21 protein-coding genes are annotated in these 24,336 nt (G+C 70.3%); 11 read left to right on the forward strand and 10 right to left on the reverse strand.

Going from position 1 to position 24,336, the window contains the following annotated elements:
* Window positions 1-20 precede the first annotated feature (20 nt).
* The gene (locus SYV04_RS06960; protein ID WP_321544837.1) at window positions 21-2,084 is read left to right on the forward strand and encodes a S9 family peptidase; all 2,064 of its coding nucleotides are present in this window, start codon (window positions 21-23) and stop codon (window positions 2,082-2,084) included.
* A gap of 49 nt (window positions 2,085-2,133) precedes the next feature.
* Here the strand turns inward: SYV04_RS06960 and SYV04_RS06965 are convergent, their stop codons facing one another.
* The 3 genes from SYV04_RS06965 to SYV04_RS06975 all read right to left on the reverse strand — a co-directional run bounded on the left by SYV04_RS06965 (window position 2,134) and on the right by SYV04_RS06975 (window position 5,820).
* A complete protein-coding gene (locus tag SYV04_RS06965; RefSeq protein ID WP_321544838.1) occupies window positions 2,134-4,377 on the reverse strand; it encodes a type IV pilus twitching motility protein PilT in 2,244 nt (747 codons plus the stop codon).
* A 125-nt stretch (window positions 4,378-4,502) separates the two neighbouring features.
* The gene (locus SYV04_RS06970) at window positions 4,503-5,600 is read right to left on the reverse strand and encodes a putative NPN-dependent ornithine cyclodeaminase (protein ID WP_321544839.1); all 1,098 of its coding nucleotides are present in this window, start codon (window positions 5,598-5,600) and stop codon (window positions 4,503-4,505) included.
* Between the two features lie 25 nt (window positions 5,601-5,625).
* A complete protein-coding gene (locus SYV04_RS06975; protein ID WP_321544840.1) occupies window positions 5,626-5,820 on the reverse strand; it encodes a hypothetical protein in 195 nt (64 codons plus the stop codon).
* 231 nt (window positions 5,821-6,051) lie between these two features.
* On the opposite strand from SYV04_RS06975, the gene SYV04_RS06980 reads away from it, so the two are divergent.
* The 7 genes from SYV04_RS06980 (at window position 6,052) to SYV04_RS07010 (ending at window position 11,564) form a co-directional block, all read left to right on the forward strand.
* Complete coding sequence (locus tag SYV04_RS06980) at window positions 6,052-6,366, forward strand: hypothetical protein (RefSeq protein WP_321544841.1); 315 nt, start codon at window positions 6,052-6,054, stop codon at window positions 6,364-6,366.
* A gap of 203 nt (window positions 6,367-6,569) precedes the next feature.
* Window positions 6,570-7,742, forward strand: coding sequence for an MDR/zinc-dependent alcohol dehydrogenase-like family protein (locus SYV04_RS06985; protein ID WP_321544842.1), 1,173 nt, complete (start codon window positions 6,570-6,572; stop codon window positions 7,740-7,742).
* A gap of 8 nt (window positions 7,743-7,750) precedes the next feature.
* On the forward strand, window positions 7,751-8,512 hold the full coding sequence (locus SYV04_RS06990) for a hypothetical protein (protein WP_321544843.1): 762 nt from the start codon (window positions 7,751-7,753) through the stop codon (window positions 8,510-8,512).
* The gene (locus SYV04_RS06995) at window positions 8,509-9,552 is read left to right on the forward strand and encodes a 3-oxoacyl-ACP synthase III family protein (RefSeq protein ID WP_321544844.1); all 1,044 of its coding nucleotides are present in this window, start codon (window positions 8,509-8,511) and stop codon (window positions 9,550-9,552) included. The genes SYV04_RS06990 and SYV04_RS06995 overlap by 4 nt, the downstream gene beginning before the upstream one ends.
* Before the next feature lie 16 nt (window positions 9,553-9,568).
* Window positions 9,569-9,805: an acyl carrier protein gene (locus SYV04_RS07000; protein WP_321544845.1), complete on the forward strand. Its 237-nt coding sequence runs from the start codon at window positions 9,569-9,571 to the stop codon at window positions 9,803-9,805.
* Window positions 9,802-10,557, forward strand: a complete 756-nt coding sequence (locus SYV04_RS07005; RefSeq protein ID WP_321544846.1) for an SDR family NAD(P)-dependent oxidoreductase — start codon at window positions 9,802-9,804, stop codon at window positions 10,555-10,557. The genes SYV04_RS07000 and SYV04_RS07005 overlap by 4 nt, the downstream gene beginning before the upstream one ends.
* Window positions 10,554-11,564, forward strand: a complete 1,011-nt coding sequence (locus SYV04_RS07010; protein WP_321544847.1) for a 3-oxoacyl-ACP synthase III family protein — start codon at window positions 10,554-10,556, stop codon at window positions 11,562-11,564. Before SYV04_RS07005 ends, SYV04_RS07010 begins: the two co-directional genes overlap by 4 nt.
* 19 nt (window positions 11,565-11,583) lie before the next feature.
* On the opposite strand, the gene SYV04_RS07015 is transcribed toward SYV04_RS07010, so the two are convergent.
* Entirely contained in the window at window positions 11,584-12,960 is a 1,377-nt protein-coding gene (locus SYV04_RS07015; protein ID WP_321544848.1) for a class I adenylate-forming enzyme family protein, read from the reverse strand.
* A gap of 177 nt (window positions 12,961-13,137) precedes the next feature.
* Between SYV04_RS07015 and SYV04_RS07020 the strand changes: the two genes are divergently transcribed.
* Both SYV04_RS07020 and SYV04_RS07025 read left to right on the forward strand, forming a co-directional pair.
* Window positions 13,138-16,416, forward strand: coding sequence for a hybrid sensor histidine kinase/response regulator (locus SYV04_RS07020; protein ID WP_321544849.1), 3,279 nt, complete (start codon window positions 13,138-13,140; stop codon window positions 16,414-16,416).
* Window positions 16,417-16,539: 123 nt separating this feature from the next.
* The gene (locus SYV04_RS07025) at window positions 16,540-17,232 is read left to right on the forward strand and encodes a hypothetical protein (RefSeq protein WP_321544850.1); all 693 of its coding nucleotides are present in this window, start codon (window positions 16,540-16,542) and stop codon (window positions 17,230-17,232) included.
* 7 nt (window positions 17,233-17,239) lie between these two features.
* Here the strand turns inward: SYV04_RS07025 and SYV04_RS07030 are convergent, their stop codons facing one another.
* From SYV04_RS07030 to SYV04_RS07040, 3 genes are all read right to left on the reverse strand, one after another.
* Window positions 17,240-17,794: a protein-tyrosine phosphatase family protein gene (locus SYV04_RS07030; RefSeq protein WP_321544851.1), complete on the reverse strand. Its 555-nt coding sequence runs from the start codon at window positions 17,792-17,794 to the stop codon at window positions 17,240-17,242.
* A gap of 315 nt (window positions 17,795-18,109) precedes the next feature.
* A complete protein-coding gene (locus SYV04_RS07035; RefSeq protein ID WP_321544852.1) occupies window positions 18,110-18,577 on the reverse strand; it encodes a response regulator in 468 nt (155 codons plus the stop codon).
* 269 nt (window positions 18,578-18,846) lie between these two features.
* Entirely contained in the window at window positions 18,847-20,064 is a 1,218-nt protein-coding gene (locus SYV04_RS07040) for a metallophosphoesterase (RefSeq protein ID WP_321544853.1), read from the reverse strand.
* A gap of 183 nt (window positions 20,065-20,247) precedes the next feature.
* Here SYV04_RS07040 and SYV04_RS07045 point away from each other — a divergent pair, with 183 nt between their 5' ends.
* A complete protein-coding gene (locus SYV04_RS07045; protein ID WP_321544854.1) occupies window positions 20,248-21,045 on the forward strand; it encodes a TIGR00266 family protein in 798 nt (265 codons plus the stop codon).
* A 12-nt stretch (window positions 21,046-21,057) separates the two neighbouring features.
* Here the strand turns inward: SYV04_RS07045 and agmC are convergent, their stop codons facing one another.
* The 3 genes from agmC to SYV04_RS07060 are packed head-to-tail and all read right to left on the reverse strand — an operon-like array spanning window position 21,058 to window position 24,305.
* Window positions 21,058-23,160: an adventurous gliding motility protein AgmC gene (agmC, locus tag SYV04_RS07050; RefSeq protein ID WP_321544855.1), complete on the reverse strand. Its 2,103-nt coding sequence runs from the start codon at window positions 23,158-23,160 to the stop codon at window positions 21,058-21,060.
* Window positions 23,161-23,215: 55 nt separating this feature from the next.
* Window positions 23,216-23,752: a heme NO-binding domain-containing protein gene (locus SYV04_RS07055; protein ID WP_321544856.1), complete on the reverse strand. Its 537-nt coding sequence runs from the start codon at window positions 23,750-23,752 to the stop codon at window positions 23,216-23,218.
* 52 nt (window positions 23,753-23,804) lie between these two features.
* Window positions 23,805-24,305, reverse strand: coding sequence for a hypothetical protein (locus tag SYV04_RS07060; protein WP_321544857.1), 501 nt, complete (start codon window positions 24,303-24,305; stop codon window positions 23,805-23,807).
* Between the last annotated feature and the right edge of the window lie 31 nt (window positions 24,306-24,336).

Genomic DNA, 24,336 nt, shown 5'->3' on the forward strand with positions numbered 1-24,336 from the left:
GTTCGACTTCGGAGGAAGCCTTGCCCTTGTCGCTCCTGGCGGCCCTGGCGCTCAGCGCCGCGCCCGCCCAGTCCCACCCGTACAACATTCAAGACCAGGTGACGCTGCGCCGGCTCAGTGGCTCGAGCGTCTCGCCCGACGGCCAGCGCGTCGCCTTCGTGCTGCGCACCACGGACATGGCGGCCAACCGCGGCCGCACGGACCTGTGGCTCGTCAACGCCGACGGCACCGGGCTGCGCCAGCTCACCTCCCACCCGGACGCGGACAACCAGCCCGTGTGGGCCCCCGACGGCCGCAGCCTCTTCTTCCTCTCCTCGCGCGGCGGCGCCTCGCAGGTGTGGCGGCTGCCCATCGACGGCGGCGAGCCCCAGCAGGTGACGAAGCTGCCGCTGGACGTGGGCGGCTTTTCGCTCTCGCGGGACGGGGCGAAGCTCGCCGTCGCCCTCGAGGTGTTCCCCGACTGCGCCACGCTGGAATGCACCACCCAGCGCCTCGAGGCACAGTCCAAGAGCAAGGCCACCGGCCGCGTCTACGACAAGCTCTTCGTGCGCCACTGGGACACGTGGAAGGACGGGCGCCGCTCGCATGTCTTCGTCGTCCCCGTGGCCGGTGGCACGCCCGTGGACGTGATGAAGGGCATGGACGCCGACGGCCCCACCAAGCCCTTTGGAGGCCCCGAGGAGGTCACCTTCACTCCGGACGGCCAGAGCGTCGTCTTCACCGCGCGGGACGTCGGCCGCCAGGAGTCCTGGAGCACCGACCTGGACCTCTTCGTCGCCGCCGCGGACGGCAAGACGCCGCCGCGCAAGCTCACCACCTCCAACCGCGCCACGGACACGCTGCCGGTGTTCAGCCCGGACGGCAAGACGCTGGCCTACCTCGCCATGGAGCGCCCGGGCTACGAGGCGGACCGCCTGCGCGTCATCCTCCGCACGTGGCCGGGCGGCCAGGAGCGCGTGCTGACGCAGGCGTGGGACCGCTCCGCCGAGGGGCTCGCCTGGAGCGCGGACGGCAAGACGCTCTTCACCTCCGCCTACAGCGAGGGCCAGCACCCCGCCTTCGCCATCGACGTGGCCAGCGGCCAGGTGCGCGCGCTGCTCACGCAGGGCCACGCCACCGAGGTGCAGCCCGCCGCCGGGGGCCGCATCATCTATTCCTATGACACGCTGAACGCGCCCGCGGACCTGTACTCCGCCAAGGTGGACGGCACGGATGCGCGGCCCCTCACCCGCGTGAACCAGGAGGCGCTGGCCGCCATCCGCTTCGGCGAGTCCGAGCCCTTCACCTTCGCCGGCTGGAACGGGGAGAAGGTGTTCGGCTACCTGACGAAGCCCGTCGACTTCGACGCGAAGAAGAAGTACCCGGTGGCGTTCCTGATCCACGGCGGACCGCAGGGCAGCTACGGCAACCACTTCCACTACCGATGGAACCCGCAGGTGTACGCGGGCCGAGGCTACGCGGTGGTGAGCGTCGACTTCCACGGCTCGGTGGGCTACGGGCAGGCCTTCACCGACTCCATCCGGGGCGACTGGGGCGGCAAGCCGCTGGAGGATCTGCAGAAGGGCCTGGCGGCGGCCACCGCGCGCTACTCCTTCCTGCACCCCGAGCGCGTGTGCGCGCTGGGCGCCAGCTATGGCGGCTACATGATCAACTGGATCGCCGGCAACTGGTCGGACCGCTTCCGCTGCCTGGTGAACCACGACGGCATCCTGGATGAGCGCATGGGCTACTTCGACACGGAGGAGCTGTGGTTCCCCGAGTGGGAGCGCGGCGGCACGCCGTGGGACAACGCTGCGGGTTACGCGAGCCACAACCCCATCGACCACGTGAGCAAGTGGAAGACGCCGATGCTGGTGGTCCACGGCGGGCAGGACTTCCGCGTGGTGGAGACGCAGGGCCTGGCGACCTTCACCGCGCTGCAGCGGCGGGGAGTGCCCTCCAAGCTGCTCTACTTCCCGGACGAGAACCACTGGGTGGTCAAGCCCGCCAACAGCGTGCTGTGGCACGACACGGTGCTGGGCTGGATGGACCAGTGGACGAAGCCGGGCGCGCCGACGGCGGCGCCGACCAAGTCCGCGCCGTAGTCCCGGAGCGGTCGGCGGGGGTACGTGAGCAACGTACTCCCGCCCGGCCTTACTTCGTGGGGGCGGGGGTCTCCGCCGGTCCGTCCGCCTTGAAGCCCGCGCGCTCCAGCATGGAGCGCAGCTCGGCGCGGTTCACCGACTTGCTGAGCGCCTCGTTCGGATCCACCACCTTGCGCTTCACCAGGTCGAGCAGGGCGTCGTTGAGCGTCACCATGCCCTGACCACGCGAGGTCTGCATCACCGAGGGAATCTGGAACGTCTTGCCCTCGCGGATGAGGTTGGACACCGGACCGGTGACGAGCAGCACTTCCTGCGCCGCCACCCGCCCGCCGCCGATGCGCTTGCACAGCGTCTGGGCAATCACCGCCTTGAGCGACTCGGAGAGCATCATCCGGATCTGCGCCTGACGGTCCGCCGGGAACTGGTCGATGATGCGGTCCACGGTCGAAGCCGCCGTGTTGGTGTGCAGCGTGCCGAAGACCAGGTGCCCCGTCTCCGCCGTCTCGATGGCGGTGGCGATGGTCTCCAGGTCGCGCATCTCGCCCACCAGCACCACGTCCGGATCCTCACGCAGCGCGGCGCGCAGCGCGTTCTTGAAGGAGCGGGTGTGGACGCCCACCTCGCGCTGGTTCACCAGACAGCTCTTGTTCTTGTGAACGAACTCGATGGGGTCTTCGACGGTGATGATGTGGTCTTCGCGGTGGCGGTTGATGTAGTCGATCAGCGCCGCCAGCGTGGTGGACTTGCCCGAGCCCGTGGGGCCGGTGACGAGCACCAGCCCCTTGCTGAGGAAGCACATGTCCAACACGTGCTTGGTGAGGCCAATCTCCTCCGCGGTGCGGATGGTGTTGGGGATCTGCCGCATCACCGCGCCGATGCCCTTGCGGTCCTCGAAGACGTTGACGCGGAAGCGCGCCGTGGCCGTCTCGTGGGCGAAGTCCGTGTCTTGGATCTCCTCCCACTGCTTGCGGTTCTTCTCTGGAGCGACGCTGAAGACCATCGCCTTGAGGCGCTCGTGGGAGATGCGGCCGTACTCCGCCAGCGGGACCATGTCGCCGTCGATGCGCATGTGCGGCACCGTCTCGCTCGACAGGTGCAGGTCCGAGGCGCCGCGCTCCAGCATCGCCTTCATGAGGGCGAGCATCTGTCCCTCGGCCTCCAAGGTGCGGTCCGTCACGGCCTCGACGGCGGGCGCTGGCGCGGCGGCGGGACTGGCCACCTCGGCCACGGGAGCCGGCGTCGGGACGAGCACCGGCGCGGGAGTGGGCACGGCGACGGGCACGGGCGCGGGCGTGGGTTGAGGCGCTAGCTCCGGAGCGACATGCACCGGAGGCGCTACCACGGCGGGAGCGGGCGTAGCGGCCACCGGGGCCGGCACGGGCGGCGCGGCCACTTGCACGGGCGGCGCGGCCACTTGCACGGGCGGCGCAGCCGGCGCGGGAACTGGAGGCAACGTGGCCGGCCCTGGAGACACATGCGCGGGAGCAGCCACCGGCGCGGCCGCCACGGGAACTGGCGGCAGCGTCGCGGGCCCCGGGGTGACATGCGCGGGAGCCGCGACAGGCGCGGCCTGGATGGGAATGGGCGGCAGCGTCGCGGGCCCCGGAGCCGCGCGCACGGGCGCCGCGACAGGCGCGGCCTGGACAGGAATCGGCGGCAGCGTGGCCGGCCCGGCGGGAGCCGGCGCAGGCGCGGGAGCCAAGGAAATCGGCGCGGGCGTCAGCGCGCCCATGCGCACCGTGGGCGCGGGTACAGCCGGCGCCGGACGAGCAACCCCGGGAGCCGGCGCGGGCGTCGGGGGAGACGCGGCGGGCGCGGGCGCGGGGAACGCTCCTGGCAGGGGCTCGAGCTCGAGCGAGCCCGTCTCCAGCTCCAGGGGCGGCGCCGGATCCGCGAGCACCGGACCGGCGACCTGCGCCGCCATCTCCAGCATCTCGAAGGGAGAGGCCAGCTCGAGCTTCTCCTCCTGAACCGCCTCGGGCGCGGGCAGCAGGGAGAAGGGCACCACCGACACCTTCAGGTGCCCCTGCACGTGCTCCAGCCGCACCTGCACCGAGCCCGCGGGCGCGCTGTAGGGGAACGACGAGGAGCCCTCGGGCGGAAAGGTGGAGCGCTGCTCCGCGGGAACGAGCTCCGCGAGCGCGCCGATGATCTGCTGGGTGGTGAGGTTCTGCTTCAGCACCGGGAGCAGACCCGTGGCGGTGCGCATGTTCACACCCCCACCGGTTTCGATGAGCAGCTCCTCACCGGAGTCCTTGAAGAGCTTGTCGATGATCGGGTCGAGCCTGGCCATGGCGTCAGCCGGTGTCCTAGCACGACTCGCCAAACCCCTCCCAGTCCCGCCCGATCCAGGTTGGAAACCACACACCGGAACACACCAAAATTACAGGTGTGTTTGATACACGGCCGTCTGCCCGCCTACCCGCCGGCCTTGCCGCGCGAGGCCAGCTCGCGCTCCACATAGAGCCGGAGGATGTGCAGGAAGTCCTGCGCATTGGTGACGACACCGAAGGCCTGGTGCGTCCCCCGATCCTTCAGCTTGTTCACCACGAACTCGGACGAGTCCACGCAGATGGTGGTCAGCTCGCGCAGGCTCCCGTCCGCCTCGGTGACGAAGGAGGGCAGCATGTTGCCGGTGGCGATGGCGTGCAGCGCCGTGGCGATCATCACCACCAGCGTGGCCTTCTTCGTGTGGCTTCGCATGGCCTCCTGCGCCGCCAGGTTGTCCGTCACCACCTCCGGCAGCGGCCCGTCATCCCGAATGGAGCCCGTGAGGACGAAGGGCACCCGGTGCAGCACGCACGCGTGCATGATGCCGTCGCGGACAACGCCCTGCTCCACTGCCTTGGCGATGGAGCCCGCGGCGCGCACCCGGTTGATGGCGCGCATGTGCAGTCCGTGGCCTCCGGTCGTCGCCTCGCCCGCGCCGCTCATGCCCAGCGTGGTGCCGAAGATGGAGGCCTCGATGTCATGCACCGCCACGGCGTTGCCCGCCAGCAGCCCTCCCACGAAGCCGTTGGAGACGAACCACGTCATGTCCGCGCGTGCCCGCGAATGCACCAGCGCCGGCCCCGTCACCCACACCGGGTAGCCGCCGCGCTCGCGCTCCTCCACCAACAACCTGGCCATGCGCGCGTAGTCGACGGGCTTCTCACGCGACACCTCGCTCGTCATGAACTTGAACTCGCCCTCCGCCCCACTCGCCATCCACGAGGCGTGGACGTAGATGCCCTCGGTGCCGTCCTCGGCCTGTCCCATCGCCACCTGCTCGCCCTGGCGCACGCGGCGCCCCTCGCGCACCCACAGCTCGCCGTCCGCGCTGAGCACCAGCGCCCCGTCCATGCGTGGCTCGCGCGGCATGCGCCAGCGCCCTCCCACGCGCACGTACGTCGGCAGGTTGGTGGTGGTGAAGAAGCCCTCGGGCAGGACACCGTCGGCCGGCGCTGGCTCGAAGCGCGCCTCGGGGGACCGCGCGAAGCGCTCAGCGGAGAAGTCGGGATGGGGGATGGTGCTCACGGGGACAGCCTAACCAGGAAGCCGCTCAGGCTTGTGCCTCCTGATACGTGACGCGCAGCCCTCGATGGGTCACCGTCACGAGCGGACGGCCCATCCAGCCGCAGGCCTTGCAGACGCCCGCCGGCCCGGCGGCGGAGACGCGCACCGACAGGTCCGCGCCACAGGCGAGGCATCCCTCGGGGATCGTGTAATCGCGGGTTGGCTCATGCACCTCGGTCATAGGTATGAGTTAACGCGCCCATCACGCGCCGCAATGTGGCGCATCCTCGCGCCATGCTCGAGGGCTCTGCGAGCAGGCAAGCAGCGGAGGACCCCGAAACCCCTGGAGTTTCCAGGGGTTGGAGCTGCCCAGCGCGTCCGGGAAAATCCCCCGCAACTTCTCCAGGGTGCCTGGGTTCATGTCGGCACAGACGATGCCGGCAGGGCCGGCGCGAACCTCAGGAGCAGGACCATGTTCAAGAGCATCTCGGTGGCAGTGGCGGTGATTGTCGGCGTGATGATGGCGGCTCCGGCCGAGGCGGCCCGGGCGGATCGTCGCCAGGTGAAGCAGCAGGCGCGCATCGTCCAGGGCGTGAAGAGCGGCGAGCTGACGAAGAAGGAGGCGGTGCGGCTCGAGGCGCAGCACATCGCGGTCAAGCGCGACATCCGCCAGGCCCGTGCCGACGACGGCCGGATCGACGCCGCCGAGCGCGCGCAGATCGAGGCGAAGCAGGACCGACTCAACCGCCGCATCCACGTCCAGAAGCACGACGGCCAGTCGCGCTAGCGCCTTGGGACTCCGACTCCCCACCTGCGCTCCCGGACCCGCCGCGCGGCGAACCTGCCGCGGTGGCGGTGGAGCCCAGCGGAGCCGCACCCGGGGCATTCTTGAGACCTGAATCACGATTCATATGATTCCTCCACGTCGGCGCTCGACGGGATTCCTGGGGCTTCACGGCACGGGAGCCGGCGCCATTCCTCGGAGGAGTCATGCTGGAGACGCGGGCCTGGGTCCTTCATCGCGGTGAGCGGCAGAAGGAAGGGCAGCCCGTCCCCGCCGAGCTGGTGGAGGAGTCCTTCTCCATCCCCGCGCTCGGCCCGGAGGACGTGCTCGCCGAGCCTCTTTACGGCTGCTGGGAGGGCAACATGGGGCACGCCCTGCAGCGCGTGCCCGTGGACATCTGCCGCCTGCGCCGCGAGGACAAGGTCGTCATCGGCAACGCCGGCGTGGTGCGCGTAGTGGAGACGGGCAGCGCCGTCACCCGCGTCCGCGCCGGAGACCACTGCCTGGTGTTCTGCAACGCCGAGCCGGATGAGCATGGCTATCCGGTCAAGGTGCTGGCCTATGACGCCAGCCACACCATGGGCCTGCTGGCGCGAAAGACGCGACTGCCCCAGCACGTCCTCATTCCCCTGCCGGCCCACAGCCGGCACTCCCTGAAGCAGTGGGCGGCGTTCTCGCTCCGCTACATCACCGCGTGGTCCAACTGGCGGCTCGCCTACGGCTGCTGGCGCCTGCAGCTCAGCGAGTCGGACTGCCCGGTCCCCTTCGTGGTGGGCTGGGGCGGCGGCGTCTCCTATGCCCAGCTCCGGCTGGCGAGGCACGCCGGGTGTCGCGTGGCCATGGTCACCTCCCAGGCGGAGCGGCTGCGGCACCTGGAGTCGGTGGGCATCATCCCCATCGACCGGCGCGAGTTCCCGGACCTGATGCGCGAGCCCGCCCGGTTCGCCTCGGACGCCGAGTACCGGCGGCGCTACATCCAGTCGGAGAAGCAGTTCCTGGCCCGGGTGAAGGAGGCGGGGCGCGGCCAGGACGTCTCCATCTTCCTCGACCACATCGGCGCTCCGCTCCTGGAGGCCACCCTCAAGGCGCTGGGCCGCCAGGGCGTGATTGCCACCGCCGGGTGGAAGCTCGGCGCGGAGCTGATCGACCTGTCGCGCTCCACCGAATGCACCAAGCGCCATCAGCACATCCACACCCACTACGCCCGCTACGCCGAGGCCGTGGCGGCGGTGGGCTTCGCCGAGGAGGCGGGCTGGCTGCCTCCGGTGGACGATGAGCGCATCTACGCCTGGGAGGAAGTACCGCAGCTCGCGCGCGACTTCGAGCAGGGGCGCGTCGCCTCCTACTTCCCTCTCTACGCCGTGAACCCCGAGCGCTGAGGCCGCCCATGTCCGAGACCCCCGTGGACGCGCTCAGCACCGCGCGGCAGAAGTTCAAGCACCAGTCCCAGGCGTTCGGCTTCGCGCGGGTCCTCCTCGTGGACCTCATCACGATGACCTTCTCGCTCTCGCCGGGCCTGGTGGCGTGGGCGGCCTTCGTCCTCTTCCTGCGCTGGAGCTGGGACCGGGCGTGGTTCCCGCTCTGGGCGCTGCTGGCCCCCGGGGTCCTCGCGGGCACGTTCCTGCTCGCGTGCTGGCTCATCCGCCTGTGCATTCCGCGCATCCGCCCCGGCACCTACAAGATGGAGATGTCCCGGGACTACCTCGCCTGGTACATGACCCTCTGCCTGGGGCACGCGGTGCGCATCTCCGCGCTCCAGCCGTTCTTCTTCACCTTCTACATCACCAAGTACCTCTACTGGCGGGCGATGGGCGCGCGCATCGCCTACGGGGTGAACTCGTCCCTCTTCGCCGTGCTGGCGGACTACCCGCTGCTCACCATCGGCAAGGGCTGCACGGTGGGCGCCAACGTCCTCGTCATCGGCCACCTCTTCCTGGGCGACAAAGTGATGTTGGGCCCGGTGAACATCGGCGACAACGTCTTCCTGAGCTTCGGTGCCTTCGTGGGGCCTCGGACCACCATTGGCGCCAGGAGCTGGATCGGCATGCAGAACAAGCTCCTGAAGGACACCCTGCCAGAGGACTCGCGCCTCGAGAACTTCGAGTGGGAGCACTTCAACCCGAACCAGAAAAAAGAGCGCCCGTCATGATGACCCTGGAGCCGCGCCTGAGCGTCCAGGTGCTGGGCCATGGGCGCTCCTGGCCCGGAGCGCGGCCCGTGTCCAATGCCGAGCTGCTCGCGCTCGACCCCGAGCAGCAGGGCCGCTCTCCCGAAGCATTGGAGGCGCTGGGCCGAAAGCTGACGGCACGGCTGGGCTTCAGTCAGCGCTACCTGGCGCGGCTGCCCAGCTCCGACGGCGCCCGTGCGGACGAGGAGACCAGCGAGTCCCTGGCCCTGGCCGCCGCACGGCGGGCCCTCGGGGGACGAAGCGGCGCCGAAGTCGAAGCCTTCATCCATGGCACGACGACCACGAGCCGCTACACGGGCTCCCAAGCCGCCGCCATCCTCGGACAGCTCGGCAGCCACGCCGCCGCCTATGAGCTCAAGGCGGGCTGCTCCACCTCCCTGGCCAGCCTGCACCTGGCGGTAGCGCTGCTGGGCAGCGGCTACGGCAACGTGCTGGTGAGCTGCGCGGAGACTCTCTCCAAGGTGATGAACCCGGCCCTCAAGGAGACCTGGTTCATCCTCGCCGATGGTGGCGCGTCCGTGTGGCTTCGGCGCGAGGACGTCGCGCCCGACTTCGAGATCCAACGGTGCCTCTATGCCACCGACGGCAGGCTGGTGGACCTGTACACCACGCCGGGAAAGCTGCCTCCCGACAAGGCCACGCTGGAGCAGTGCGGTTACTGCATGTTCGGGGACGGTGCGCGGCTCCGGGAGGAGGCGCTGCGGCGCTACCGGGAGATGCTCCAAGCGCTGTTCCCGGACGGGCGCGGCCTGGAGCGGATCCGCTGGGTGGTGGCCCACCAGATCAACCGCAAGCTCATCGAGCAGGTCTGCCAGGAGAGCGGGCTGAACGCGCGCCTCATCTGGAGCGCGGACCGCTTCGGCAACCTGGGAGGCACCTCCGTCCTGTTCTCGCTGTCCGAGGCACTGGAGCAGGGCCTGTTCGCACCGGGCGACTCGGTGCTGCTGATGAGCGTGGGCGGTGGCCTGTCCTTCGCCATGCAGCACTGGGTGAAGCGCTGAAAGGGTGGAGCGAGACATGGAGCTGCTGGAACGAATCGGCAAGGCGCTGCGCGTCGCGGGCATGGCGGAGCTTCCCTCCAGCCCGTCCGAGGAGCTGGCCACCTACGGCATGGACAGCCTGATGATGGTGCTCACCGTGGCGGCCCTGGAGAAGGAGTTCTCGCTGCGCATCTCCGGTCGTGACTTCTCCGAGGAGGTCTTCCGGGATCTCGACTCGCTGGCGGGCTGGCTGCGGCGGCTGGGCGTGTCATGAGGGTGCTCATCACCGGAGGCAGCTCCGACATCGGGCGCTCCATCGCCCGCCGTCGGCTGGCGCTGGGAGACGAGGTGGTTGTCACCGCCTCCTCGGAGCAGTCCCTGGAGGAGACGCTGGCCCGCTACCGCGCGGAAGGGCTGGAGGTGCGCGGGGTGGTGTTGGACCTCGCGGCGCCCGCCGCCAGTGAACCGGCGCTCGCGCGGCTGCTAGAGCAGGGCCTCCAGGGGCTGGTGCTGAACGCGTGGACTCGGCGGCCGCCCCTCTACCGCTTCCACGAGCTGCCCCAGGAGGCGCTCGAGGCGGACGTCACCGCCAACCTCATGGGCAACCTCTGGCTGCTGCGCCGGGTGCTGCCCTCGATGGTGGAGGCCCGCTGGGGCCGCATCGTCTTCATCTCCAGCATCTCCACCGTCAACGGCGCGGGGCGCTACGGCGCCTATGTCCTGTGCAAGTCCGCGCTGGAGGGGCTGATGCGCAACCTCGCGGTGGACTACGGCGCCTTCAACGTCCTGTCCAACACCGTGCGGCTGGGCATCTTCAAGACGGAGCGGACGAAGAAGTACTGGTCCCGGCAGCGCTACGTGGAGCGGATGAGCGCCGTCATTCCCCAGGGCGAGTTCGGCTCCCCCGAGCACGTGGGCGAGGTGCTGGACCCGCTGCTCTCCGCGCACGCGTACACCAACGGCGCGGTGTTGGACGTCACCGGCGGTCTCCCGATGTTCCGGATGGAAGGAGTGTTGCGACCATGAGCTTCCTGCGCCCTACGGAGCCGGTATACCTGCTCGGCCCCAAGTCCTGGCTGCCCGAGCGCGTCGTCACCAACCAGGACGTGCTCGACTGGATGGGGACTCGCGCGCGTCCCAGCTGGATTACCCACCGCACGGGCGTCGAGCAGCGGCGCTGGGTCGCCGAGGAGCAGGCCTGCAGCGATGTCGCCGCCGCCGCGGCCTCTCGCCTGCTGGAGGACTACCGCATCGACCGGGAGCGCATCGCCCAGCTCCTGCTGGCCACCGTGTCCGGCGACTACCCCACCCCGCCCACCTCGCCCCTGGTCCTCCCCAAGCTGGGGCTCGATCGCGTCGGTGTGCTGGACCTGAGCGCCGCCTGCGCCGGCTTCACCAGCGCCGTCCACATGGGCGCGGCGCTCACGGCGGCCACTGGTAGCGATCAGCTCGTCATCGCCGCCGATATCCGCTCCAAGTTCCTCAACCGCGAGGACCTGGCGACCACCGCCCTGTTCGGCGACGGCGGCGCGAGCTGCCTGGTGTCCAGACTCCCCGAGCAGGCGGACTTCCAGTTCGTGGCGAGCGAGCTGGCGGCTGACCCTTCCATGGCCGACATCATCGCTATCCGCGCCGGTGGCTCCCGGCTGCCGCATCACCAGAACCCGGACCCCACGAAGGTCTTTCTCAAGATGGAGCACGGGGCCACGCTGTTCATGAAGGGCGTGGACAACATGTCCAACGGCGCCACCTCGCTCCTGCGCCGCCTGGAGATGACCGTGGACGATGTGGACTGGTTCGTCCCCCACCAGGCCAACCTGCACCTCATCCGCGCGGTGACCGACAAGCTGGGCGCGGACCGCGCCAAGGTGGTGGAGACGGTGCAGTTCACCGGCAACACCTCAGGCGCCAGCGTGGGCATCGCGCTCTCGCACCTCAAGGAGCACCTGCCGCTGCGCCCAGGGCAGAGCGTCCTGTTGATCTCCGCGGGCGCGGGTGGGGCCTCCGCCTGCGCGCTGCTGCGGAGCCTGTAACTTCCAGGAGCGGCGGCCCTCAGTTGATGCGCTGCTCGGGCTGCAGCGCCTCCACGAGGCGGGCACGCTGCAGCTTTCCGTTCGAGGTCCGGGGCAACTGTTCCACCCGGTAGAACTCGGTGGGAATCTTGTGCGGGGACAGGCTGCCACGCAGCGTCTGCCGCAGCTCGCGCTTGGCAGGGCATGAGCTCGAGGGTCGAAGCTGGAGGAAGGCCGTGAGCGTGGTCCCATACAGCGGGTCCTCCTGCCCCCAGACGGCGGCGTCCTCCACGCCCGGCAGCTCACGCAGCGCCGCTTCGATCTCGAACGGGCTCAGACGCTCGCCCCCTACCTTGAGCAAGTCGTCATTGCGGCCCAGGAGCGTCACCAGGCCGTCGGGTCCCAGCTCCGCGATGTCTCCGGTGCGCAACCACCCATCCTCGACCTTCTCGCGCGTGGCCTCGGGGGCTCCGAGATAGCCCAGCATCACCTGTTCGCCTCGCACGCAGAGCTCGCCCTCGCCCGTGAGCTTCACGGCCAGGGTGCCCACGGGAAAGCCGGTGGCGCTGCTCAGGAAGGCGGGATGATCGCTGCGCAGACACAGCACGCGCGGCGACAGTTCCGTCTGGCCGTAGTTCGTATAGATGCGGCTCGCGGGAAACGCCTGCAACAGGCGCTGGCGCAGGGGAAGGCTCAGCGCCGCGCCGGCCGAGACCACATGTGTCACTCCCTGGGTACCCTCAGGCCCGGCGCCCAGCAAGCGCAGCAGCGCCTCATAGTGGGAGGGAACGCCGCTGATCATCCCCACCAGCTTCCCCTCTTCCAGCAGCGCCTTGAGCTCCACCAGGTTGCCGAGCAGCGTGGTGGGAAGGCCCGCCGACAGCGCCGGGAGCAACTGTCCCAGCAGCCCGAAGGAGTACGAGAGCGGAAGGAAGAGGGTCTGCATGGGCGCCGCGGCGAAGTCCAGGGAGGCCAGGACCGCGGCCACGTTCGCCTCGATGTTCCGCCGCGAGAGCTGCACCGCGCGCGGAGCCCCCGTGCTCCCGGAGGTGAACAGCACGAGCGCCGTGTCCGGGTGGTGCTGGGTCACTCCGGACACACTGCGCCACCCGCTGGTCAAGGATTCATTCAGCTCGAAGCAACACCCCAGCCCCTTCCGCCTTACCTCCACCTCCGTGGAGGTCCACTCCGGCGCGAACACGGCCAGGGGAATGCCCGCTTCATAGAGGGCCAGGAAGCTGGCGATGAACGCCCGGCTCCGGTGGGCGCGCAGGATGGCCACTCCCGGGGGCAGTCCCGCGAGGCGGGCCTTGCGCTCCTCGACCTCCTGCCGCAGGGCTTCGAAGGAGACCGCCTCGGTGCCGAGAAGAAGAGCTGTCGCGGCATCTGCTCGGGTGAATGCGTACACGGCGCTCATGAGGAGACAGCGTACAGGGAGGGACTGTCGCGCCCGTTCCGCCTGGGCAGAAACGGGCGGGTTCGGCCGGTTTGACTAGGGGACAAATCGCCCCGCGGTACGGCATGCCTCCTGCCGGAATAGGCGATCCTCGGTATTGTGAGTGTCGCCAGGAGTGGTTCCCCCTGTGGCTGTTTGATGAGCTCTTCCCAGTCCGATCCTCAGGTCCAGCTCGATCGGCAGCGCCTCCGTGAGCGCGAGGAGCAGCTACGCCTCGCCCAGGAAGCGGGCGGCATTGGCGTGTTCTCGGTGGACATCACCACCAACATCATCACCGTGACCCCGCACTTCTGCCGCCTGTATGGCCTCGAGCCCGTGGACACACTCTCCGCGCTCGACATCGAGGCGTGCATCGTTCCCGAGGACCGGTACATCGCCTCGACCGAGGAGTCACGGGTGCGCGGAAACGCGCGGCCCGCCGTCGAATATCGAATCCGCAAGGCCGACACGGGCGAGCTGCGGTGGATCTCCCGCCGCGCCGAGTTCGTCCAGGACGCCCAGGGAAGGCCGGTCCGGCTCATCGGCGTCGTGCTCGACGTGACCGAGCGTCGGCGCGCCGATGACGCGCTCAGCGAGGCCAACGAGCGCATCCAGCTGGCGCTCAACGCGGGCGCGGTGCTCGGCACCTGGGTCTGGGACATCCCCATCGACCAGATCCGAGGTGACGAGCGCTTCGCGAGGACCTTCTCGATCGATCCCGTCCGGTGCGCCCAGGGGCTGCCGTTCAGCATCCTCATCGAGTCGATCCACGCCGAGGACCGCGCGCGCATCGAGGCACAGGTGGTGCGGGCCATGAAGAGCGGAGGGCCCTACCGCGCCGAGTATCGCGTCCGGCAGATCGACGGCTCCTATTTATGGATCGAAGCGAACGGCCACTGCGAGCTCACCGCCGAGGGCAAGCCGCTGCGCTTTCCCGGCGTGCTCATCAACATCGACGAGCGCAAGAAGGCGGAGCTGCGCCAGGCCGCCCTCATCGAGATCGGCGACCGACTGCGCGAGCTGGGGGACACGGCCGCCGTCGCCGGTGCCGCCATGGAGGTGGTCGGGCGTCTCTTCGGCCTGCTGCGCGCCGGCTTCGGCACGGTCGCCACGGCCCACCAGCACCTCGTGGTCGAGCGGGACTGGGTCCGCGGCCCCGGCACGGTCAGCGTGGCGGGCACGCACCCCTTCACCGCATACGGCGCCTACTTCGATGAGCTCCTGCGCGGCGAGACGGTCATCGTCTCCGACGCCGAGACGGACCCGAGGACCGCTACCGCCGCCGCCCGGCTGCGCTCGTTCGGCATCCGCGGCATGGTCAACGTGCCGCTGATGGAGCACGGCCGGCTGGTCGCTGTCCTGTTCCTCCACGACCTGGAGCCCCGGCACTGGACCCAGGACGAGATTGAATTCACCCGCAACGTCGCCGACCGCATCTGGGCGGCCAGCGAGCGCATCAAGGCGGTGATGGAGCTGCGGCGAGCCAATGAGACGCTCGAGCAGCGCGTCGCGCAGCGCACGCGTGAGCGCGACCGCGTCTGGAACGTCTCCCAGGACCTGCTGCTGGTGGCGGACCTCGAGGGCCGCTTCCTCAGCGTCAACCCCGCGTGGACCGAAGTGCTCGGCTGGAGCGCGGAGGAGCTGCTGGGCAAGACCTCCGCCTGGATGGAGCACCCCGATGACCACCCGAAGACCCGGGCCGAGGTGGCGCGCCTGGCCGAGGGGCTCCGCACGCTGCGCTTCGAGAATTCCTTCCGGCACAAGGACGGCTCCTACCGCCTCCTGGCCTGGACGGCCGTCCCCGTCCCCGAGGATGGGCTGCTCTACGCCTTCGCGCGCGACGTCACCGAGCAACGTCAGGTCGAGGAGCAGCTGCGCCAGGCCCAGAAGATGGAGGCCATTGGCCAGCTCACCGGCGGCGTGGCGCACGACTTCAACAACCTGCTCCAGATCATCGGCGGCAACCTCCAGCTTTTGCAGCGCGACCTGGCCGGCAACGAGCGCGCCGCGCGCCGCGCGCAGACCGCCCTCGGAGCCGTCGAGCGCGGTGCCCGGCTCGCCTCCCACCTGCTCGCGTTCTCTCGCCGCCAGCCCCTCGAGCCCCTGGTCCTCAACCTGGGCCAGCTGCTGAGCGGGATGGAGGAGCTGCTGCGCCGCGCCCTGGGCGAGCACATCGCGGTGGAGACCGTCATCGCCCCGGATCTGTGGAACACGTTCGTCGACCCCAACCAGCTCGAGAACGTCATCCTCAACCTGGCCATCAACGCCCGAGACGCCATGCAGAGCAGCGGCAAGCTGACCCTCGAGGTCGGCAACGCCCTGCTCGATGCGCCCACCGAGCCGCTGCCCCCGGAGGTGAAGCCCGGCGAGTACGTGCTGCTGTCCGTCTCCGACACCGGCAGCGGCATGCCCCCCGACGTCCTGAAGCGGGCCTTCGAGCCGTTCTTCACCACCAAGCCCGCGGGCCGAGGCACGGGGCTGGGGCTGAGCATGGTGTATGGCTTCGTCAAGCAGAGCGGCGGCCATATCCAGATCTCCAGCGCGGTGGGAGTTGGCACGACGCTGAAGCTCTACCTGCCCCGCGCCGCCCAGAGCGAGGCGACGACCACCGAGCTGCTCACCGGCCCCGTCGAGGGAGGGAACGAGACCGTGCTGGTGGTGGAGGACGATGCCGAGGTGCGCACCACGGTGGTGGAGATGCTGAGCGAGCTGGGCTACCGCGTGCTCAAGGCCGTGGACGCCCAGAGCGCCATGGCCATCATCCAGAGCGGCGTCTCGGTGGACTTGCTGTTCACCGATGTGGTGATGCCGGGCTCCATGCGCAGCACCGAGATGGTGCGGCAGGCCAAGGCGCTGCTGCCCGATCTCGAGGTGCTCTTCACCTCGGGCTACACGGAGGACGCCATCGTTCACGAGGGGCGGTTGGATCCGGGCGTCCACCTGCTGAGCAAGCCCCACCGCCGCGAGGAGCTGGCGCGCAAGGTGCGCCTCCTGCTCAACAACCGCCAGCAGCGGCTGGAGGCCCGGGCACGGCACGACGCGCCCGCGCACGCGCCGGTGGCGGAAGCGGAGCGGCGGCTGCGCGTGCTGCTGGTGGAGGATGACGAGGAGATCCGCTCGGCGGCCCATGAGCTGCTGGAGATGCTCGGGCACGACGTGGTGTCGGTCTCGAGCGCGGAGGAGGCGCGAGGGGCGCTGGCGGCGGGCACCTTCGAGGTGCTGCTGACGGATGTGACGCTGCCGGGAATCTCGGGGCTGGAGCTGGCGCGAGAGGCCATGAGGAAGAGCGCTCAGCTGCGCATCATCCTCGCCTCGGGACATGGCCGCGCGGTGCTGGAAGGAGGCGCCGAGCGCTGGGAGGGCGTGGTGGTGCTGCCCAAGCCCTATGCCCTGGAGGCGATCCGCGGCGCCCTGGCGGAGGCGGTGGGCTCCCGCTGAACCTACCTCGGCACACGGGGACTCGATGGGGCGGGCGGACAGCCCTCCGCCCGAGGCGCTAGACTGCGCCCCATCTTGGAACGCTCCCGCGCCGCCCCTTCTCCCGCTTCCCACGAAGCCAGCGTGGCCTCCCTGCCGGAGGGGCTTCCCCCGTTGACCGAGTTGATCCAGGAGGCCCTGGCCCCCGGTGCCGCCCGCGCCGAGGTGGACAAGCTGCTCGCGGGCCTCGCCGAGCCTCCACCCCCGGAGCCAGACCTGCGCGAGCACGCGGATCGGCTGCTGTCCCTCATCGAGGACAAGCACCTGGGGGACTTCACCGGCAGCGATGGCCGCACGGTGCGCGCCGCCGCGGTCCAGGCCCTCGTGTCACTTGGCTACCCCTACGCGCTCGAGGTGCCCCCCGAGGCGCTCGACGCCTCCGAGCTCCGGGCGTCGCGCGGCGCCGCCGACAGCTCCAGCGGCGCCACCAAGCAGAAGGTGGGGCTGGGCATCATCTCCGTCCTCGGACTGGGGGAGCTGCTCCCCGCCATCGTCCTCGCCAACATCGCCCCCACGGAGGCAGGCGCGATCTTCGCGTGGAGCCTGCTCTTCATCAGCCTCACCACCCTCGTGCCGACGCTCCTGCTGCTGATCGGCCGGGAGCAGCGCATGCGGTTCCTCCAAGGCCTGGGCACGGTGTGGCTCAGCGGGGTGGGCCTGCTCTGGATGGTGCCGGGCATCTACCTGCTCCTCCGAGAGCCCCTCGGGTTGATTCCCATGGGCATCGGCGCGCTCACCCTCCTCAGCGCTGTGCTCATGAACACGGGCGACGATTGAGCGGGGCTTACTCCTCCTCGACCTTCGGCGGCTTGCGCAGGTGCCGGTAGGCGATCTCCGACAGCGCCTTGAAGGCGGGCACCTTCCAGGGTACCCCGTGCCGCGCCCGCCACCCCTCTGACCACTGCATGAAGGCCTCGAGCTGCTCGGGGCTGGGAGCCACCTGCCACCGCGCGGTCTTGGCGCGCTCCAGCGCCTCCAGCGGGCTGTCCCCCTGGGCCACCAGCACGCAGAGCGCCAGCGTCGCGCTGCGCCCCACGCCGTGCTCACAGTGGATGTAGACCTTGTGGCCGAGCTCCAGGTGCTCGCTCACCCACCGCACCCCGTCCTCCAGCATCTCCTCGTTGATGGCCCGCAGGTCCACCGTGGGCAGGTGCAAGAAGGTGATGCCGTGCTCGCGCAGCACATGCTCGTCGTCACGCGCCTCCACCCGCACGTCCACCACGTGGCGAATGCCGAGCTGCAGCGCCATGTGCTCCACGGCTTCGACGGGGAAGCGGCCTCCCACCGCCAGCTGGGGCGTTATCCAGTTGAGGTTCAGCTTCCATCCAGGCTCCTTCATGCGTGTCCCTCCTCACCCACCGCCCCGCCGCGGCGCGGCATTCACGGTAGATCCGCACCCCGCTCCCGGGCACCCCTGAGCCACCTCCCTGAAGGATTCCAGACGCTTGGAGACAAGAGTCGCTGGCGACCCGCCCCTCTACGTGAGGACGAGTCAGCGTTGACGCAACTCAGAGGGTTTCCTGTGCGAGAATAAGCACGACCAAAATGGGTTTTGGAACCGTGGCTGGAGCCGTCATCCCCCACTCCAGCCCTCCATCACGAGGCTCCCGTCTCATCCCAGCGGGAGCCTCGTGTCATTTCCAGACCCCGACGCTCAGAGCTCCGTGAGCCGCGAAGGCGGCTCCGCCAGGCCCAACGCGGCGCCGAGGCTCGAGCGCAGCTCTCCCTGCTGCCAGGGGCTCGGCAGGGTGAAGTGGCTCACCGAGGCGCGACGCATGGAGGAGGCGTGCTCGGAGCCCAGCGCGCTGGACAGCAGGATGCGCGGCCCGTCGTACGCGTGGTCCACCACCCGTGCCAGGAACCAGGACGCGCCGTGCTCATCGCTCAGGTCCAGGTCGACGATGAGCGCGGCCAGCGAGGGGCTCGCCGACAGCTTGCGCACGGCCGAGTCGAAGGTGCTGGCGTTGAGCAGCTCGAACTCCCGCGTCAGCTCACGCGCCACCGCGTTGCGCACGCTCGCCGCCTCCGCCACCACGAGGATCGTCGGCGGCTGCTCCGCTCCCGAGCGCTCCAGCGGCGAGCGCCTCGAGGGGAGCGTCCCCAACACGGAGGGTGCGGGCACACTCCAGTCCTCCAGGCGAGTTGCCCGGCGCCGGAGCCCCTTGTGCTCCGTCTTCGAGGATTCGGTCGCTGGAGCCATGAGGCCAGCACCGGAGAGCAGCGGCCTGGACACACGCTCAGAGTAAACCCCCGTGGGGTGCCGAATCAATCGCGGGTTCGGTCCATCCGAGGACGCCTACATGCCTGGAGAGGACATGCCACAAGGTCCGCATGTCCGTTGGCGGAGTCACGCCTTGTGCGTTGGTACAAACCCACCCCGGCGATCGGCGCTCACCCCGCGACCAGCGTCAGCTCGGTGATTTCGGGCGCGGGCCCCAGCCGCAGCGGCGGCCCCCAGTAGCCAGTGCCCCGGCTGGTGTACACGCGCACCCCGGCGATCGTCGCCAGCCCGCGGATGACGGGCTGCTGGAGCTTCACGAAGAACATGAAGGGGAAGATCTGCCCGCCGTGCGTGTGCCCGGACAGCTGCAGGTCCACCTCCAGCCCCCGCGCCAGGAAGGCCGTGCGGGGCTGGTGCGCCAGCAGCAGGCGTGGCACTCCCGAGGGCGCGCTCGCCAGCGCCACGTCCGGCCGGCACGCGTGCGCCGGGTCCATCCGCCCGCCCTCGTGGTCCGTCACGCCCGCCACGACGAGCCGCGCCTGCGCGCGTTCGACGACGCGGTGCTCGTTCTGGAGCACCGTGAGCCCCAGCCGCGCCACCTCGGCGGCCCAGGCGGCGCCCCCGTGGTAGTACTCGTGGTTGCCGGTGACGTAGTAGACGCCGAGCTCGGCGCGCAGCCCGGACAGCGGCGCCACCTCCTCGCGCAGCGTGCGCACGCTGCCGTCCACCAGGTCTCCCGTCACCGCGATGATGTCCGGCTTCAGCGCGTTCACCTGCTCCACCACGCGCCGCAGGAAGTGCCGGTCCAGCGTGGGGCCGATGTGGACATCGGAGATCTGCACCACGCGCACGCCGTCCAGGCCTGGGCCCAGCTTCGCGATGGGCACCCGCACCCGCTCCACGCGGGCCCGGCCGCGCGCCGTGAGGAACGCGAAGGCGAGCGCCGGCACCACCACCCCCACCACGCCCAGCGCCTTGCCCCGCGCGAGCGCCTGGGGCTCGGGCGCCGTGCCGAACAGCCCCCAGGCCACGCCCACGAGGTCCGCCACCAGCGTGGCCGTGAGCAGCAACCCGAAGGCGCCCAGCCACAGCATGGACGTCCAGTAGAGCACCTGGTTGAGCAGTGTGGGCTTCCGGCGCGAGGCCACGAAGCCCAGGGGAATGGAGACGAAGAGCAGCCCCAGCGCGCCCCAGCCCAGCGTCGTCCACGGTGCGCCCAGGTGGGGCGCGGACACCAGCCGCACCCCGAGGTAGGCGTGCAGGCCGCCGATCAGCCCCACCGCGAGGAGCATCGCCAGCAGCCCTCGGATGAAGAGGCCGATGGGGATCTGGCTCATCCTGACGCCGTCGCTCTGCTCGTGCTCCACGCCCTGGGAGAACTCCGCCATTGAACACTCCGCCAGCCACGCCTGCCTGGCCGTGGCCCTCGAGGATCCGAGCATAACGTCCTGCCCCTGGCCGGCGCTCGACATCCCGTAGGGCCGCCCGGCGGGCCAGAGCACGAGCGGGTTGAAGCCCTCGGGCTCGCGGCTATGGTGCGCCCCGCTCAACCCTCTCACGGAGCAATGCCCATGACGCGGATGCACGAGGTGGACTTCCAGATTCACGGGGACGACATGCAGTTCGTCGAGGTGGAGCTGGATCCGAACGAGGCCGCCGTCGGCGAGGCCGGCGCGATGATGTACATGGAGGACGGCATCGAGATGGAGACCCTCTTCGGTGACGGCTCCGAGAAGAAGGGCGGCTTCTTCGGCTCGCTGCTGGGCGCCGGCAAGCGGCTGCTGACGGGCGAGTCGCTCTTCACCACGGTGTTCCTCAACCGGGGCAGCGGCAAGCGCAAGGTGGCCTTCGCGGCGCCGTACCCGGGGCGCATCATCCCCGTGGACCTGGGGAAGATGGGCGGCGAGCTCATCGCGCAGAAGGACAGCTTCCTGGCGGCGGCCAAGGGCGTGTCGCTGGGCATCGCCTTCCAGAAGAAGCTGGGCGCGGGCCTGTTCGGCGGCGAGGGCTTCATCATGCAGCGGCTGCAGGGAGACGGGCTGGCCTTCATCCACGCGGGCGGCACGCTGCACGAGCGCACGCTGGCCGCGGGCGAGGTGCTGCGGGTGGACACGGGCTGCATCGTCGCGTTCCAGCCGAGCGTGGATTACGACATCCAAATGGTGGGCGGCATCAAGACGGCCTTCTTCGGCGGCGAGGGGCTCTTCTTCGCCACGCTGCGCGGGCCGGGCACGGTGTGGCTCCAGTCCCTGCCGCTCAGCCGGCTGGCGGGCCGCATCCTGGCGGCGGCGGGACCAGGCGGGTCTCGCGACGAGGGCAGCGTCCTGGGCGGAGCGGGCCTGGGAGGCCTGCTGGGAGACAACGAGTAGCCTCGCGCTCCGTCACTCCCGGCGGCGGGCGGCCCACGCGGCCAGCAGCAGCGCCCCGACGCCCAGGCCCACGCCGGGAGAGGCCCCGCACCCACACCCCACGGAGAGCTCTGGCGCCTCGAGCACCTCGAAGTTCGTGGTCAGGGAGGAGGGGCCGGCGGTGCCCGCCTCATCCCAGGCGCGGGCGGTGACGCGGTGGACACCAGGCACCAGCGCCTGCTCGAGGGAGAGCAGGTAGCGGAAGCGGCCCTGCTCATCCCTCGGGACACGGGCGACTTCCACCTCGTCCACCTCGATGCTCACCGTGACACCGCTGGCGCTCGTCCCGGCCACCAGCGGCGTGGGGTCCACCCCTTCTCCCTCGGCGGGCACCACCACGACGGGCCGCACCAGCCCTCCCGGGCTCTCACCTCCGCCATCCGGCGTTCCCGTGCCGCCATCGGGTAGCCCCGCGTCGGGCGTCCCCGCGTCGGGTGTCCCCGCATCCGGCGTTCCCGCGTCCGCGGGCATCACCACGCTGAAGCGGTTGGCCGCGGACACCGGGCTGCGGACTCCCAGTACCTCCGCCGAGGCCGCGAGCTGGTGCTCTCCCGGCGCCAGGTCCGTGGGAGGCGTGAACGAGAAGACCCCATCGTTGCCGGGCACCACCTGTCGGTACGCCACGCCATCCAGGAACAGGTGGACGAGGACGCCGGACTCGGCCGTGCCCGCCAGGGTGGGCCGGGGAGACACTCCCGTGGCCCCATCCACAGGCTGCGTCACCGCCGGCGTATTGGGCAACCGGAAGGGCACCTGCACCGTCTGCACGAAGCCCACCGCCGTGCCCCCGTCCAGGACGGCGGGGCCCGCGCCATGGGAGCCCCCCGTCGCCGGCGTCACGCCCGGCGCTCCAGCGAGCACCGACGTCGCGCACGTGAAGGTCTCTCCCTGGCGGAAGAGAACACCTCCGCCGCCACCGCCTCCGGGCCCCACCGGGAAGCCTGCCTCGGTCACGCTGCCGCCCGCACCACCCCGAGCCTCGATGCGGCCACACTCGACTTCCTCCACCGCGCGCAAGGAGATCGCGCCGCCCGCGCCCCCCCCACCCGCTCCGTCATCCGCGGCCAGGGGCGGCGTGGCCCCGTTGGCGCGGAAGACACCGGAGCCCCGCACCTCCAGGGCGCGCAAGAGCATCAGGCCTCCGCCCGCGGCGCCCGGAGTGCCCAAGTCGTTGTTGCCCTCGCCCGCGCCGCCTCCGCCTCCGAAGACGAGGCGCTCATAGGGCACGTACGCCACGGGCGCGCCGCCCAGGCCGCCCACCTCGCGCTCCGTGTCGGCGGGTGCCGAGCGGCCACCACCGCCGCCCACGCCCCCATGGCCTCCTCCTCCACCACCGGCGTTGTGGCAGAGGCCTCCGCCGCCGGCGTTGGCCAGGTTGCCCCGCCCCGACGCCGTGCCGAAGCTGCCCGCCACCAGCCCCTCTCCTTTATAGGCACCGCCGCTGGTCACCGGCTCATCCAGCCCCGCACACGCATAGAGCTCGGTGTGGTTGAGGAAGGCTCCACCCTGAAAGCCCAACCCATCCGTCGTGATGACCCCATCGTTGCGCAGCCGGCCCTGGACGAGCACCGCGAGGATGCCGCCCCGAGTCCCATCCCAGGGCGCCGCTCGCAGCGTGGCCCCAGTGCGCACCTCCAGCTCGGTGTACTCCGGCACGCTCACCACCTGGGTCACGTTCGCCGCGTACCCGTACAGGAGTGGCGCCGTCAGCCGCAGCCCCGTCTCCGTCAGCGCCTCCACGCGCGCGTACTCGAAGCGGCCCACCGCGTTGCTGTTCCCCAGAGGGCTCAGGGTGATGGCGCGCTGCTCTCCGGAGGCCGGCACGGGCGTGAGGCCCGCGGATTGGTGAACGAGCACCAGCTCCCCGGCGATGAAGGTCGTGGGGCTGGAGAGGGTGATGTTCCGCGTGCCAGCGGCCGCGGCGGCGGTCACCTGGGCGTAGCGGTTGACAATGACGCTCTGAGGGGAGTCGAGCCGCAGGAAGCCGCTCCGGCCCGTGCCCAGGCCGAAGGTGTCGGGCTCGGCGAAGGCGCTGCTGGAGACGAGGAGAGCGACCAGGAGGGGCACGGTCCGCATGAGGGCATGCTGCCTCATCCGACCGAGCCGGGTCGAGCGTGGCCGAGCGGAGGTCTCAGCCCATCCTCTTCACGATGAACTCACAATGCGACGCGCCCTCATGCACGCACTGCCGCTCCTGCACCTCGACGCGCTGATTCAGCGTGCTCGCCAATCCTCGGACGAAGCCGATGCCCAGACCGCACAGCTTCCGCGGCGACGAGTACACGACTCGCACGGTGTGCGGCTCCACCCGGTGGCACTCCAGCCGTGGGGGAGTCGCGTGGGGGTCGCGGCGCACCTTCTCGTGGATGCGCTCGGCGTGCTCGATGACCTCGAGGACACTCCAACCCGGCTGGATGAACGCGCCGTAGATCTTCATCAGGCCCGGGACCATGAACTCACCGACGTCCTCGAGCACGTCGCGAATGGAGCAGCCCAAGAGCCTGGAGGCAGCGCCACAGAGCGCCACGGCGTCCGTGTCCGGGTAGCTCTGGAAGGCGAGGTACACGCGCGCGGGCAACTTCGCCTCGCGCAGCAGACTCTCCCAGCCACGCTCGCCCAGGCGTGCCTGCGCGTAGTTGCGAAGCTGGCTGAAGATGATGCCGTGCATGAGCCACCCGCCTTCCCAGAACCACGCCCCCCCTTCGCGTGTGGCGGTTCTATCACTCCTCTCCCAACAGGCGCCCGAGCGCCGGGGCGTTCTGGGGAGCGAAGAAGGATTGGCGCAGCAGTCGAGGCAGGGCTCGCTTCTCCACACACACGAGCTGGAGCGCGTCTGCCCACTCTCCGAGTACGGCCACGGCGCGGACCTCGGGTGCCTGGCGGTAGAGATCGTTGAGGTTGTGAACGAGCGCGGCCAGATCCTCTACTTCCCAGCGCTCGGTGAGCTCTCCGGCCAGGACATGAAGCTCCAGCGTGGGGCGTTCACGCACATCGATCAGCTTGAAGGTGCGTGCGGCGCCGCCCATGGCCAGGGTGAGCGGACCCACGAGCTCATCGGGCCGGACGCCGAGGGCGACGGAGAGTCCTCCCTGGAGAAGGCCCGCGTCGCACAGGCGCAGGAGGGACACATGTGGAGGCTCACCGGGGACGAGCACCTCGGCGGCGGCCGCGGAGTCCTTGAGCAGACGCTCTCGGGCGAGCGTGTCGAGCAGGGAAGCCATACCGCGCACCCTACCCCTCTCGCACCCGGGG

The organism is Hyalangium ruber, from assembly GCF_034259325.1.
GTDB lineage: Bacteria > Myxococcota > Myxococcia > Myxococcales > Myxococcaceae > Hyalangium_A > Hyalangium_A rubrum.